8 protein-coding genes are annotated in these 13,985 nt (G+C 71.3%); 4 read left to right on the top strand and 4 right to left on the bottom strand.

The features are described 5' to 3' along the window. Positions 1-53: 53 nt before the first annotated feature. Positions 54-677 carry a LysE family translocator gene (locus tag AB0B66_RS27495; protein WP_360535335.1) on the bottom strand — a complete coding sequence of 208 codons (624 nt, stop codon included), beginning with the start codon at positions 675-677 and terminating at the stop codon, positions 54-56. A gap of 70 nt (positions 678-747) precedes the next feature. On the opposite strand from AB0B66_RS27495, the gene AB0B66_RS27490 reads away from it, so the two are divergent. Beyond that, positions 748-1,683 (top strand): LysR substrate-binding domain-containing protein, encoded by a 936-nt coding sequence (locus AB0B66_RS27490; protein ID WP_360535333.1) that lies wholly within the window; start codon positions 748-750, stop codon positions 1,681-1,683. Here AB0B66_RS27490 and AB0B66_RS27485 read toward each other — a convergent pair. Next, positions 1,678-3,681, bottom strand: a complete 2,004-nt coding sequence (locus tag AB0B66_RS27485) for a glycogen debranching N-terminal domain-containing protein (RefSeq protein WP_360535468.1) — start codon at positions 3,679-3,681, stop codon at positions 1,678-1,680. The genes AB0B66_RS27490 and AB0B66_RS27485 overlap by 6 nt on opposite strands. A gap of 126 nt (positions 3,682-3,807) precedes the next feature. On the opposite strand from AB0B66_RS27485, the gene argG reads away from it, so the two are divergent. Then, complete coding sequence (gene argG / locus AB0B66_RS27480) at positions 3,808-5,259, top strand: argininosuccinate synthase (protein WP_360535331.1); 1,452 nt, start codon at positions 3,808-3,810, stop codon at positions 5,257-5,259. Positions 5,260-5,541: 282 nt separating this feature from the next. On the opposite strand, the gene AB0B66_RS27475 is transcribed toward argG, so the two are convergent. Further along, entirely contained in the window at positions 5,542-7,833 is a 2,292-nt protein-coding gene (locus AB0B66_RS27475) for a UvrD-helicase domain-containing protein (protein WP_360535330.1), read from the bottom strand. Positions 7,834-8,154: 321 nt separating this feature from the next. Between AB0B66_RS27475 and AB0B66_RS27470 the strand changes: the two genes are divergently transcribed. Continuing rightward, on the top strand, positions 8,155-8,667 hold the full coding sequence (locus tag AB0B66_RS27470; protein ID WP_360535328.1) for a winged helix-turn-helix domain-containing protein: 513 nt from the start codon (positions 8,155-8,157) through the stop codon (positions 8,665-8,667). A gap of 69 nt (positions 8,668-8,736) precedes the next feature. Here the strand turns inward: AB0B66_RS27470 and AB0B66_RS27465 are convergent, their stop codons facing one another. After that, entirely contained in the window at positions 8,737-13,086 is a 4,350-nt protein-coding gene (locus AB0B66_RS27465; protein ID WP_360535326.1) for a S8 family serine peptidase, read from the bottom strand. 365 nt (positions 13,087-13,451) lie between these two features. Here AB0B66_RS27465 and AB0B66_RS27460 point away from each other — a divergent pair, with 365 nt between their 5' ends. Then, the gene (locus AB0B66_RS27460) at positions 13,452-13,949 is read left to right on the top strand and encodes a winged helix-turn-helix domain-containing protein (RefSeq protein WP_360535324.1); all 498 of its coding nucleotides are present in this window, start codon (positions 13,452-13,454) and stop codon (positions 13,947-13,949) included. The last annotated feature ends 36 nt before the right edge of the window (positions 13,950-13,985 follow it).

Here is a 13,985-nt window from a genome sequence, read left to right as displayed (position 1 = left end):
CTTAGGCGTGGCGCACGTCCGCGTTCCCGGCGCGGCTCACCCTGCCGCCGGGTTCACCAGCCCAGGGCCACGGCGGCGCCGAGGCAGACGAGGGTGCCGCCGGTGAGCAGCTGCAGTCTGCGGTGGACGGCGGGCCGGGACACCAGGGTGCGGCCGCGGTTCACCGCCCAGGTGAACAGCACGTACCAGGCGGCGGTGACCAGGGCCCAGAGCGCGCCGAGCGCGACGCTGGAGGCGAACACCGGGCCGTCCTGGGTGACGAACTGCGGCAGCAGCGAGATCGCGAAGACGCCCGCCTTCGGGTTCCCGAGGTTGGTGGCCAGCCCGGCGGTGTACGCGCCCCAGCGGCCGCGCGAGCCCCGCTCCGGCGGCGACCCGAGATCGGTCGGCCGACGGCGCAGGGAGAGCAGAGTGCTGATGCCGAGCAGGGCGAGCACGACGCCGCCCGCGAGCCGTAGCAGGGTGTACGCGTCGGGGTTGGCGAGCAGAACGGCCGACAGCCCCGCCGCGGCGGCGACCGTCCAGACGAGCAGGCCGGTGCAGGTGCCCGCGATGCTGGCCCAGGCCAGGCGCGGTCCACCGTGCAGGGTCTGGCGCAGCATGAGCGCCTGTCCGGCGCCGGGCAGCATGGCCAGCAGCCAGGTGGTGCCGACGAACAGGGCGACGTTGGTGGGCATGGCTCCAGGATGGCCGCGAACCGGCATGCAGAGAAGTTAAAGATCAGGTGTGCTGGCTTAAGATCAGTGAATGCTTCTGGGTCCGGAGGCTCTGCGGCTCCTCGCCTTGATCGAGCGGCACGGGTCGCTCGCGGCGGCGGCGCACGCGCTCGGCATCACCCCGGCCGCGGTGACGCAGCAGGTCGCCAGGGCGGAGCGGGACTGCCGTACGGCGCTGGTGCGCCGCGGGGCGCGGGGTGCCACGCTGACCGAGGCCGGGCAGGCACTGGCCGGGCACGGCCGCGTCATCGACGAGCAGACCACGGCGGCCGCGCACGAACTGGACGGCCTGCTGGGGCGGCTGTCGCTGCGGCTGCGCATCGGCGCGTTCCAGGCCGCCGCGCTGCACGTGCTTCCGCCCGCGCTCACGGCGCTGCGGCACCGGTATCCGGCCACCGATCTGTCGATCATGGACATCACGTCCGACCGGGGCGTGCCCGCGGTCGCCACGGGCGAGCTGGACGTGGCGGTCATCGCGGCGTGGGACCGGCCGCCGGTGCCGCCTGAGCACGTCCGGCTGCATCCGCTGCTGACGGACCCGATGGTGATCGTGCTGCCGGACGACCACGCGCTGGCTCGGGAGACGGACGCCGCCATCGAGCTGGGCGGGCTGCGCGACGAGGCCTGGGTGACCATCCGGGCGGGTCACGCGGCACGCGCCCAGTTCGACCGGGCCGCCGCGGCGGCGGGGTTCACGCCCCGCATCCGGTTCGAGACCGAGTCGTACGACGTCGCCCAGGCGTTCGTGGCGACCGGCGTCGGCGTCGCCCTGGTGTCGCGCCTGGCCCTGACCCGCCTTCCGGGCACCGCGCACCGCGAACTCGCCTCGCCGGGCCTGGCCCGCGACCTGTACACCGTGACCCTGTCCGACCACACCGCCACCCCCATGGTCGCGACCTTCCTCCACCTGCTCCACGACGTCGCCACCGACCTCACCGGCCCATGGCCGACCGGCGGGGCGTCATAGGTCGATGGTGTGGCGGTGGCCACGGACCAGGACGTTGTCCAGGCGCATGGGGCCGTCGAAGGCGGCGGGGCGCTCGGCCCAGCGCAGGGTGCCGTCCTGCACGTCGAGGCCGAACAGGGTGCGCAGCACCAGCAGCACCGAGCCCGCCGACCAGGCCTGCGGCGAGGAGGGTGTCGGGTACTCCACCGGCTTGTTGCCCTCACGGTCGAAACCCGCGAAGACCTCGGGCAGCCGGTATCCGAACGCGGCCGCGGCTTCGAGCAGTTTGACCGCGAGTTCGACGGCCTCCTGGCGGCGGCCGTACCGGCGCAGGCCCTCGGCGATGATCGCGGTGTCGTGCGGCCAGACGGTGCCGTCGTGGTACTCGATCGGGTTGTAGCCGTGGTCGGCGCTGGACATGGTCCGCACGCCCCAGCCCGACGACATCCGCGGATCGAGCAGCAGCGCGACGGTCGCTTCGGCGTGCTCGTCGTCGACGATGCCGCTCCACAACAGGTGCCCGATGTTCGAGGTGGCCGCGTCGACCTGGCGCTTGTCGCCGTCGAGGGCCAGCACGAAGTGGCCACGCTCGGCGTGCCAGAAGTCGTTGTTGAACCGCTGCCGCAGCGCGGCCGCCTCCTTTTCGAGCTGCTCGGCCAGGTCGGGGTCGTGCCACAGTTCCCGGGCCAGGCGCGCGGTGCGGATCCGGGCGTCGTAGGCGTACCCCTGGATCTCGCAGGTGGCGATGGGCGGGGTCGCGATCCGCCCGTCGGCGAACATGATCGAGTTCCAGGAGTCCTTCCAGCACTGGTTGACCAGGCCCTGCGGGGACCGCGTCCGGTACTCCAGGTAGCCGTCGCCGTCGGGGTCGGCCGGGCCGCGCATCCAGCCCACCGCCGCGCGAGCCGCCGGTTCGAGCTGCCGGACCAGGGTGGTGTCGGCGGTCCACCGCTCGTACTCGTCGAGCAGGATGAGGAACAGCAGCGTCGCGTCGTGGGTGCCGTAGTACGGGCTGTGCGGGGTGCGGCCGGTGAAGGTCAGCTCGCCGTGGCGCAGCTCGTGCGGGATCTTGCCCGGGTCGGCGTCGCGGAAGTCGTCACTCTCCTTGGCCTGGACCATGGACAGCGCCTGCAGGGTCGTGCGGGCCAGCCGGGGATGGAACGGCAGCGCCTGGTACGCGGTGATCAGGCTGTCCCGGCCGAACAGCGCCATGAACCAGGGCGCGCCGGCCGCCGGGACCGAGTGCGCGCTGCCCTTCAGCGGGCGGAAGCGCAGCGCGGCCAGGTCCATCAGGGCGTGCCGGTACGCGTGCCGGGCGGGGTCGAACGTGGTGTGCAGGACGGGGGCGGCGTCCAGCCACTGCTGCATGGTCTGCGGCATGTCCGGCTCCAGTTGCCCGAAGCCGCCGTGCCCGACCCGCAGCGGGTGCTCGCCGTCGTTGTCGGAGCAGGTCACGTCGATGCACGTCATCCACTCGCCGTGGGCGGGCAGCCGCACCGCCCACCGCATGCGCGTCGGCCGCAGCTCGCCCGGCTCGCTGAAGACGACGGTCGTCGCCCGGGTGAAGCCGCCATTGCGGTACGCGAAGGTCACCGTGTCGCCCGCGACGGTGGCGTTCACCTGGCGGGGGCCTATCTTCGCGTCCTTGACCTCGAAGATGTCGGCGAAGTCGGCGTCCAGCGACAGTTCGAGGACCAGCTCGCACACCTCGTCGCCGTAGTTCTGCACGATGACGTCCTCGTGCACGCCGGTGGACACGATGCGGTCACGCCGGACGGACAGCGCCGGGTTGACCCCGACGCTCGCGCTGGGCAGGGTCGTGTGGATGCGCGCCGAGTAGTACTGGGGCGTGTCGAAGCTGAGCAGGCGCAGCTCCGCACCGTTGAGAGTCAGCCGCCAGGTGGACAGGTGGCGGGTGTCGGCGAAGTAGAGGCCGTCGTCGGGCCCGCCGGTGTCGCCGAGGCCGTTCGTGGTGAAGAAGGTGCTGCCGTCGAGCAGTGTCAGCCGTTCCTGCGACATCGCCACCACCACAGGCTAGACCGGCCCGGGTGTGCTCCCGGCCAGGTCAACCGGATGGGTGAGTGCCGCGACTCACTCACCCGCGCAACTTGCATAGTCATACGGCCGTGTGCATATACTTTGCAGGTGTCCAAGGTCCTAACGTCCCTTCCTGTCGGTGAACACGTCGGCATCGCCTTCTCCGGCGGGCTCGACACCTCCGTTGCTGTCGCGTGGATGCGCGAAAAAGGTGCCATTCCGTGCACCTATACCGCAGACATCGGCCAATATGATGAACCGGACATCGCGTCGGTTCCCGGTCGCGCCCACGCGTACGGCGCGCAGATCGCCCGGCTGGTCGACTGCCGCGCGGCTCTCGTCGAGGAGGGCCTGGCCGCCCTGGCCTGCGGCGCGTTCCACATCCGCTCCGGCGGCCGCGCCTACTTCAACACCACCCCGCTCGGCCGCGCCGTGACCGGCACCCTGCTGGTGCGGGCCATGCTGGAGGACGGCGTGCAGGTGTGGGGCGACGGCTCCACCTTCAAGGGCAACGACATCGAGCGGTTCTACCGCTACGGCCTGCTGGCCAACCCGTCACTGCGGATCTACAAGCCGTGGCTGGACGCCCAGTTCGTCACCGAGCTCGGTGGCCGCAAGGAGATGTCCGAGTGGCTGCTCGCCCGTGACCTGCCCTACCGGGACAGCACCGAGAAGGCGTACTCCACCGACGCCAACATCTGGGGCGCGACCCACGAGGCCAAGTCCCTCGAGCGGCTCGACACCGGCATCGAGATCGTCGAGCCGATCATGGGCGTGCGGTTCTGGGACAGCTCGGTGCAGATCGAGCCCGAGGACGTCACCATCGGCTTCCAGCAGGGCCGGCCGGTGACCATCAACGGCAAGGAGTTCGGCTCCGCCGTCGACCTGGTCATGGAGGCCAACGTGATCGGCGGTCGGCACGGCTTGGGCATGTCCGACCAGATCGAGAACCGGATCATCGAGGCCAAGAGCCGGGGCATCTACGAGGCCCCTGGCATGGCGCTGCTGCACGCGGCGTACGAGCGGCTGGTCAACGCGATCCACAACGAGGACACCGTCGCGGCGTACCACAACGACGGCCGCCGCCTGGGCCGGCTGCTCTACGAGGGCCGCTGGCTCGACCCGCAGTCGCTGATGCTGCGCGAGGCCCTGCAGCGCTGGGTCGGCTCGGCGATCACCGGCCAGGTCACCCTGCGGCTGCGGCGCGGCGAGGACTACTCGGTCCTCGACACCACCGGCCCCACGCTGAGCTACCACCCGGACAAGCTGTCCATGGAGCGCACCGAGGACTCCGCGTTCGGCCCCGTCGACCGCATCGGCCAGCTGACCATGCGCAACCTCGACATCGCCGACTCACGCGCCAAACTGGAGCAGTACGCCCAGCTCGGCATCGTCGGCGGCGGCCCGCACCTGCAGGTCACCGCCGCCGTGCCGCCCGGCCCGCACCAGCTCATCGGAGCCCTCCCCGAGGGCGGCGCCGACACGATCGCCTCCCGCGGCCACGCCCCCGGCGACGACGAACTGCTCGACAACGCCGCCATGGAATCCGGCACCGACTGACGCCCCGAACAAAGGAAGGGCACCTTCTTAACGCTCCGCGTTATAGAAGGTGCCCTTCCTAACATCAGACCGGCTTTGACCAGGGCGGGCGTGGCGGCGGACTGGCGGTCTCCGTCGCCTCGGCGGACCTGCCGTCACCAGCGCAGCCACCGCCGCACAGCATCGGGACACCATGGCGTGTGGGCGGCCACATCTTTTTTGATGTGGGCACATCAAAAAAGATGTAGCCGCCGTCGAGCCGACCTTCGCGCGGCCCGACACCGCTACGCGAGCCGAGCCGGCTCAGGGCACGAGGGCGGGTGGCAGCGGCAACCGGTGCACGACCTCCAGCCGGGCGACCGCGCGGGTCAGCACGACATATAGCCGCTGCTGGCCGCGGGGTTCGGCAGCCACGATCTCGGCGGGCTCCACGACGATCACATGGTCGTATTCGAGGCCCTTGACCAGGCCCGCCGGGACCAGGGTGACGTGCGGCGCGTCGGCGAGCGGGCCGAGCGCCGCGATCATGTGGTCGGCGGCGACCACCGCGACGCTGCCGTCGCCAGGCGCGTTGCGGGCCGCGTCACGGACGGCGGTGGCCAGGTCGTCGACCTGCCGCACCGACAGCTCTCCCCCGGGCCGGTACGACCGCGTCGGCGCGATGCCCGGGGCGAGCATCCGCGCCGCGAAATCGGCGAGTGTCTGCGGCACCCGGTATCCGGTCCGCAGGTCGAGCATCCGCGCCTCACGCCGGTCGAGCCGGGCGAGCAGCTCCTTCCACGATGCAGCGGCCAGTGGGTGGGTGGCCTGACCGAGGTCGCCGACGATCGTCATCGACGCGTACGCGGCCCGGCGGGCGATCATCCGGCACTCCATCGGCGACAGGTCCTGCGCCTCGTCCAGGATCACGTGCGCGTAATCGTCCCAGGTGGCCGCCTCGTCCTCCGGCTCGGCAACCGGCAGCGGCTCGGCCAGCACGGGCACGTAACCGTCCTCGCCGTACGGGTCGTGCCCGTCGATCCAGCTGACGACCTGGTGGCCCTCGCGCAGGATGATGGCGGCGGCCCAGCGCTGCGCGGCGGCGATCGCGTCGTTGTCGATCGACTGCCCGGCGACGGCCATCGGGGTGGGCAGGCCGGGGGCGTACAGGCTCCAGCCGTCGTGCAGCCCGAGGCTGAGCACGAACGTGTCCACCAGCTGCGGACCCATGGTCAGCTCGCGCAGCCGGGCGGGTTCGACGCGGGCGGCCGGGGCGGCCGGCGGCTCGCCGAGCAGCTCGGACAGCTCGTCGAGCAGCGGCACGTCGTCGATCGACCAGTCCGTGCCGCCACGGTAGGAGGCGGCGAGGAGCTCGGCCGCGTCGTCGCCGAGCACGCCGCGGGTCCGGTCGGCGTCGGCGAGCCAGGCCAGCACGTCCGGCGGGCTCAGCCGGGGCCACCAGGCGACGAGGAAGCCGCGGAACTCCGGGCGGTCGCCGACGTCGTCGATGAACAGGTCACGGTCCAGGTGGTCGCCGTCGACCGCCGCCCACGACGCCTCCAGCAGCGCTTTCGCAGCGAGCGGGCGGGCGCTGTTGGGCAGGGTCCCGGTGGCCGCGGCCGCGGCGCGGACCCGCTCGCGCACCGCGGCCAGTTCAGCGTGGCCGAGCCTCAGGACCTGGCCCGCGTACACCAGTTTCAGCCGGTCCGGTGCGGTCGGTGGGGTCTGCCAGATCAGCTCGGCCAGCACCGCGTCCATGAGCCGGGTGCTGCCCTTGATCTCGGCGACCGGCGCGGGGTCGCGGCAGACCGCGCTCACGCCCTCGACCAGCTCGCCGAGGGCGCGCAGCTGGATGCTGTCCTCGCCGAGCGCGGGCAGGACCCGGCTGATGTAGTTGGTGAAGACGGTCGAGGGCCCGACGACCAGGACCCGGCCGTCGGCGAACCGGCCCCGGTCGGTGTAGAGCAGGTACGCGGCGCGGTGCAGCGCGACCTGCGTCTTGCCGGTGCCCGGCCCGCCGCTGATGAGGGTGACGCCGCGGGCGGGCGCGCGGATCGCCTCGTCCTGCTCGCGCTGGATGGTGGTGACGATGTCACGCATCTGCGGCCCGCGGGCCCGCTGCAGGGCCGCGAGCAGTGATCCTTCGCCGAGTACGCGCAGGTTCGCGGCCTCGTCCGGGGTCAGCAGGTCGTCGTCGAGGTCGACGACCTCGCGGCCGCGGCTGATGATGACGCGGCGGCGGACGACGCCGAGCGGTTCGCCGGGTGTGGCCCGGTAGAAGGCCGCCGCGGCAGGGGCCCGCCAGTCGATGAGCAGCGGCTCTCGGTCCTCGTCGCGGACACCGAGGCGGCCGATGTGGTAGGTCTCGCCGTCGTCGAAGTCGAGGCGGCCGAACACGAGCCCTTCGGCTTCGGCGTCCAGCGCCCGCAGCTTGCCCGCCGCGTGGTGGACCATCGCGTCGCGTTCCACGAGTCCGCCCGCGGGCCCGGCGGCGGCGCGACCGTGGCCCTCGCGGACCAGTTGCCGGGCCTGGGCGCGCATGGCCTCGGTCCGGTCGTAGACCCGGTCGACGAGCTGCTGCTCGGCGGCGATCTCCTGCGTTCTGACGTCAGGCACAGTGCTCCCCTGGAGTGGCGGCTGGGGTGGAGTTCACGAGCATATGTGCGGCTGAGCGCACAAAGATCGTCATTCGGGCCGATTCGCCATGGGGGTGGCACCGGTTAGACTGGAACCGCGGGAGGGAACAAGCGAGGGCTTGGTTCACCTCCCGTCGCTGTTTGCGGTGAGCGCGGCGGAGCATGCCACGATACTCGTACCGGCAGATATTTATCCCCATCGAGGCCGTTCGTCGGTTAGGGTCAGTGCGCCGATTGTGGATCTATCGGTCGGCTGTGCGGTAAACCGTCCAGACCCATGGGGAACCGGAGGTGTCGGCAGATGCGGGGAATCCCGGCCGACTCGCTGGTCATCGGCATCGCGTCCTCGCCGGCCGAGCGCTGCCACCTGGCCCGGCTGCTCGGCGGCAGCGCCGCCCTGCTGATCGTGTCGAGTGTCGAGCAGGCCCGGGACTTCCTGGGCGTCGCCGGAACGCCGCCCGTCGCCCCGGCCGCTCCCCCGCTCCCGAAGCCGCCCGCCCGGATTCCTGAACCGCAGCAGCAACCGCCGACCGACCTGGCAGTCGACTCCGACCGCCGGGTGCTGCGCTGGCGCGACCGTGAGGTCGCCCTCACCCGCCTGGAGCACGACTTCCTGCTGTGCCTGGCCGACGTCCCCGGGCAGGTCTGGACCTACGAGCGGCTGCACCTGGAGGTCTGGGGCAACAAGCACCTGGGCCGCGGCTCCGACATGCACTCGGTGGTGCGGCGGCTGCGCCGCAAACTCGCCCGGCTGAACGCCGCGGTGACCGTCCACGCGGTACGCGGCGTCGGCTTCCGGCTGGCCCCGGTCTGACCGCCCCGGAAGCGGTCCGGCCCGCCCGGTCGGAGGACCAGGCGGGCCGGATCAGCTAGCGGTCAGCCGTCAACACCGGATGGGGGACAACGCGAAGTCCTCCACCGTGGGTGTGCTGGTGTTGATCCTCGTCTGACGGGTCTGGGGCTTCCAGCCGTCCTTGGCGACGATCAGCTGCAGCGGGTTGTTGCGGCGGTCCATCCAGTAGGCGTACTTGCCCTGGGCGTCGGTCGCGAACGTCCACGAGTTCGCCCACGAGTCGACCTGGACCACCGCGCCGACGATCGGCGCGCCCACGCCCTGGCAACTGGTCCCGGTGACGGTGCCCAGCAGCTTGCCCCAGGTCTTCGGCGGCGTCACATTCATCGTGACGGCCACCGGAGCCACCGTGTACGGCGTGTTCTCCTTGATCCCGACCGAGGCGGTGTAGGTGCCCGGCTGGTCCACGTTGGCCGACATGCCGACGGTGACGGTGACCTTCGCCCCCGGCGCCAGCGTGACGGCGGCCTTGTCGATCGTCAGCCAGCTGACGTCGGCGGCCGCTTCGGCACAGCCCTCCAGACCCGGCAGCACCTCGCTGTCCGGCATCGCGCTGAAGTTGCCCGACGAACCGCCGATCTTGTAGAAACCGCACGCCGCGCCGCCGCGGTACCGGGCGGTGTTGGCGTTGGGCAGGTTCGACCACGAGTTGGTGGCCGGGTCGTACGCGAAGCCGGCGTTGCTGATCGCCCCGCCCAGCGAGCCGCCGACGACGAGCAGCTTGCCGCTCGCGACGGCGAACGAGCTGGCCCAGTTGTCGGTCGGCGCGTCGGCGATCGCCGTCCACGTGTCCGCGCCCGGGTCGTAGGCGTAGCCGGCCTTCTGCGCGGCGCTGCCGTCGTTGCCGCCGGTGCAGTAGACCGTGCCGTCGATCCCGCCGCAGGAGGCGAACGCCACCGACTTCGGGTAGTCGGCGACCGCCGCCCAGGTGTTCGTGGCGGGGTCGTAGCGGACCACGTCGTTGGACATCGGGGTGCAGCTGGCGGTGGTGCAGCCGCCGATGGCGTACAGCTTGCCGTCGACGACCGCCTGCCCGGCCGCGGCGCGCGGCGCGGGGTTGTCGGCCTTCTCCGTCCAGGTGTTCGCCGCCGGGTCGTACGACCAGGTGCTGCCGTCGGGGCCGGAATCGCCCCAACCGCCGGTAGCGATGATCTTCCCGCCGACGACGCCCACGGTCATGGCGTTGCGGGCCCCGGGCAGGTCGGCGATCGCCGTCCAGGTCTGGGCGACGGGGTCGTAGACGAAGTTCTTCGTCGACGAGTCCGTGCCGTCGCCGCCCGCGATGGAGTACACCTTGCCGTCGAGGCTGACGACCCGGTTGTCCATCACGTTGGCCGGGTAGTCGGCGATGTCGGTCCACGGCTCGGCCTGCGGGCCGACCGCGGGCGACGCCGCATTGGGCGACTTGCCGGCGGCCGCCTTCGCCGCGAACGACGTCGGCGTGTTGAGCCGCTGCTCCGGTGCGCCGGCGCTGCCGAGGACCTCCTGCCTGGTCAGCCGCGAGCCGTCGGCCCGCAGCAGTTCGAAGCCGCCCTCGCGCTCACTGAACTCGACCTGCACCGGCGCGCCGCCGGTGTTGGTCACCGTGAACGTCTTGCTCGCCTTGCCGGTCGGCATCTGCACGGTCGCGCTCACCGCGGCCGGATTGACCGTGAGCTTGCCCGCCGCGAGCACGAAGTTCGCCGCGGTCGCCCAGTCGGTCTGCACGGTGACCGACTTGCTCAGGGTCACGTAGTTGCCGGCCCGCGCGGTGAACTTGTGCGCGCCGGTGAGCGAGGAGTACATCCAGTAGAAGCCGTCGGGCAGCTCCGGGTCGTCCGGTGTGGCCACCGTGGTGGCCTTCTCGGCCGGCTTGTCGTCGCTGGTGACCGTCGCGCCGTTGAGGTAGGAGTTGTCGTTCTTGTCGCGCACGTGCCCGAGCACCAGCCCGCCGGGGACCGGGGCGCAGGTGACCTGGCTGCCGATCAGCACGTTGTCGACCGACCACCACCACTCGTACGAGGCGTCGTAGTAGTGGAAACGCACCTGGACCTGCGACTGGCCCGCGGCCTGCGGGATCGGGATCTCGGTGGTCCGCGGACCGCGGAAGTCGGCGGCCTGGCGCAGCAGGTTAGTCCAGGTCGCACCGCCGTCGAGGCTGAGGTCGACGTCGGCCCGGTCGGAGCCGAGCTGGTTGAAGTCCTGGTTGAACCGGATGACCGGGGCAGTGACCGCGGTCAGGTTGACCACCGGGCTGACCAGCGAGCTGTCCTGCGCGCCACCGAGCCCGTAGTCGTCGCTGTCGATGATCGCGAAGCCGCCCGTGCCGCCGGTGAGGTTGCCCCGGTTGCCGTCGTCGGTGAACTTCCAGACCTGGCCGTTGCCCTTGTTGTCGACCACGGACCAGCCCGGCGGCACGGTCGTGCCGTCGAAGGTCTCGTACTCACCGTCGGAGCCGTAGGCGTAGCCGGGCGCGGCGGTGCAGCTGTCGGCCTTCACCGGCACGGCGACGTTCGCCACGACGTTGCCCGTGCCGACGACGACCTGCTTGGTCACCGTCTGGTAGCCCGGGTACTGCGGCTCGACCTTCAGGCTGTATGTCGCCCCGGCCGGCAGCCGCAGGGCATAGCGCCCGTTGACCGGCGTGGTGTGGTCGTAGACGCCCGACGGGCCTTCCACGGTGACCTTCGCGTACAGCGGCCAGCCGTGCCCGGAGCCGTCGGTGACCGAGCCGGTGACGTCGACGCTGGGGACAGGGCTCAGCGCGACGTCGACCGTGGTGGTCGCGCCGTCGGTGACCGTGGCGGTGCGGGTCGTGCCGGTGTAGCCGAACAGCGCCACGGCGACCTGGTAGTCGCCGACCGGCAGCAGGGTGGAGAACCTGCCGTCGGCCCCGGTGCTCACCTCGCGGTCGACCGAGCCGGTGATGGTCACCGTCGCGCCCGCCAGCGGGCTGCCGGTGCCGGCGTCGGTGACGGTGCCGGCCAGCGTGCCGGTGTCGCCGATCGGCGCGGAGTTGAGCAGCACCAGCGCGTCCAGGCGACCCTCGCCGTAGACGTTGTTGTCGGCCGCGGTGCCGCCGCACTGGGCGTCGGCCTTGTCGATCGCCGCGCCGTTGAGCAGCGCGCGGGTCGCGTCGATGTCACCGACCAGCGCCGGAGCCGCCGACCACAGCAGCGCGATCGCGCCCGCGAGGTGCGGAGCCGCCATCGAGGTGCCGCTGATGCTGGCGTATCCGTCGCCCGGCACGCTGGACCGCACGTTCACGCCGGGGGCGGAGATGTTCGGCTTGATCTCGCCGTTCTGCCCCGCGCCGCGGGAGGAGAAGCCGGCGATGTTGTTGTTCACGTCGTACGCGCCGGTCGAGTAGTTGCTGACCAGGCTGCCCGGCGAGCCGCTGGTCTGGCAGCCGGAGCCGTTGTTGCCGTTGGACCAGGTGCCGAAGATGCCCGAGGCGGCCCAGGCCAGCGTCACGTCCTCCATGAACGGGTCGTTGGACGGCAGCTCGGTGCCCCACGAGTTGTTGATGATGTTGGGCCGCTTGCTCGCGTCGGGGTTCTGGCCGTCGAGGTCGGTCGGCTCCAGCATCCACTCGCCGGAGGTGATCAGCGCGGCGTCGCTGGGGCAGCAGCCGTTCGCGGCGATCCACTTCACGCCCGGCGCCACGCCGATCTGGTTCGCGCCGTCGGCTCCGGCCATGGTGCCCATGGTGTGCGTGCCGTGGCCGTCGTCGTCGCACGGCGTGTCACAGGTGCCGGCCGCGTTGAACCAGTTGTAGTCGTGGTCGAACGTGCCGTCGCCGTTGTTGCCCCGGTAGGAGGCGACCAGCGCCGGGTGGTCGAACTGGACCCCGGTATCGATGTTGGCGATGGTGATGCCCTCGCCCTTGACGCCGTACTGCGCCCAGACGTCGTCGGCGTTGATGTTCGCGATGCCCCACTCCAGGGCGTTCACGGTCTGCTCGTCGGTGCCCTTGGTGGTCTCGGGCACCTGGTAGACGACCGGGGCGTAGAGGCCCTCGACCTCGGCGTGCGCCGCGTACTTCTGCGCCATGGCCAAGGAGCCGCTGCTCACCTTGATGGCGTTGGTCGCCCAGAACGTCTGGTACTTCACGCCCGCGGCGTCGAGGTCGGCACGGACCTTCTTCTGGCTCTCGGCGGCGGTCTTGCGCAGCGCCTGGGCGACCGCGGTGCCGCGTTCTGCCCAGTCCTTGACGGCCTTGGCCTTGCCGAGGTCGGCCCGGTCGGTGAACCGGATCCAGAAGTCTCCCTCACTCTTGGCCTGGAGCTGCCTGGCGAGCTCGGGCCGGATCTTGTCGGCTGCCGCGGCCTGTGCCTGTGCGGCCGAGCCGGTGGCGACCAGTCCGGTCGCGGCGAGCACAACCGCCGCTCCGGCGCTCACCAGTTTTCTGGTGACACTGGTTCTCCATTGTGGACGTCTGATCATCGGTGCTGCCTCCCTCAGAACGACCCCGATTGAAACGAGCCAAAGTGAGGGTGCGGGGGCGTCCCGGTTCGATGGAGCCGAGCCGACGACTCCCTCGGTGACACCCCCATACACCGCGCGGGTCACGCCGGTTGCCCGTTTGGACACTATGATCGAGCAGAAAGGACGATCAATAACTTGCCGTGAGCAACTTGTCGCTAACGGTTGCCAGGTTGGCGGCGAATTTGCCAATCACTGTCAGGACCATGACGAGAGCTGGTCAGCATGCTCACCACATTCGGGCGGTTGCCGTGATCGAGGACCAGAGAACCGAATCAGCCGTGTCCGATCCGGACGGCGAGCCGTTCCCCCTGCTGATCGCGGTCGCACCGTCGCCCGCCGAACGGATCCGGCTCGCCGAGCGCCTGGACGGCATCGCACCGCTCCTGCTGGTGGCCGACCTCGACGAGCTGCGCCGGCTGATCGCGGCTCCGCAGGAGCGCACCGAGACCGCCCCCGCCGCCGGCGACGGCTCCCTGGTCATCGACTCGGCGAGGTCCACCGCGCGCTGCCGCAACCGCGAGGTCGACCTGACCCGGCTGGAGCTGGACCTGCTGACCTGCCTGACCAGCGAGCCCGTCCGGATCTGGAGCTACGCCGAACTGCACCGCACGGTATGGCGCGACGAGGGCCTCGAAGGCAAGGCCGACGTCCAGTCCGTGGTCAAGCGGCTCCGGCACAAGATGCGCCGCATCGGCACGGGCGCCACGATCGACGCGGTGCGGGGCGTCGGCCTGCGGCTGACCGATCGCCGGCAGCCCCGGATCGGGCGCGCCTGATTCCTGCCTGAAACAGGCAGGTGTTCGGCAGCGCGA

It is taken from the genome of Catellatospora sp. NPDC049111 (genome assembly GCF_040648615.1).
Lineage (GTDB): Bacteria > Actinomycetota > Actinomycetes > Mycobacteriales > Micromonosporaceae > Catellatospora > Catellatospora aurea.
The sequence above is the reverse complement of the archived record's forward strand: the minus strand, read 5'-3'. Positions and strand labels throughout refer to the sequence as shown.

Excerpts from the sequence above, each read along its gene's own strand:
- AB0B66_RS27495 (WP_360535335.1), bottom strand. The coding sequence starts at position 677 with ATGCCCACCAACGTCGCCCTGTTCGTCGGCACCACCTGGCTGCTGGCC.
- AB0B66_RS27490 (WP_360535333.1), top strand. The coding sequence starts at position 748 with ATGCTTCTGGGTCCGGAGGCTCTGCGGCTCCTCGCCTTGATCGAGCGG.
- AB0B66_RS27485 (WP_360535468.1), bottom strand. The coding sequence starts at position 3,681 with ATGTCGCAGGAACGGCTGACACTGCTCGACGGCAGCACCTTCTTCACC.
- AB0B66_RS27470 (WP_360535328.1), top strand. The coding sequence starts at position 8,155 with ATGCGGGGAATCCCGGCCGACTCGCTGGTCATCGGCATCGCGTCCTCG.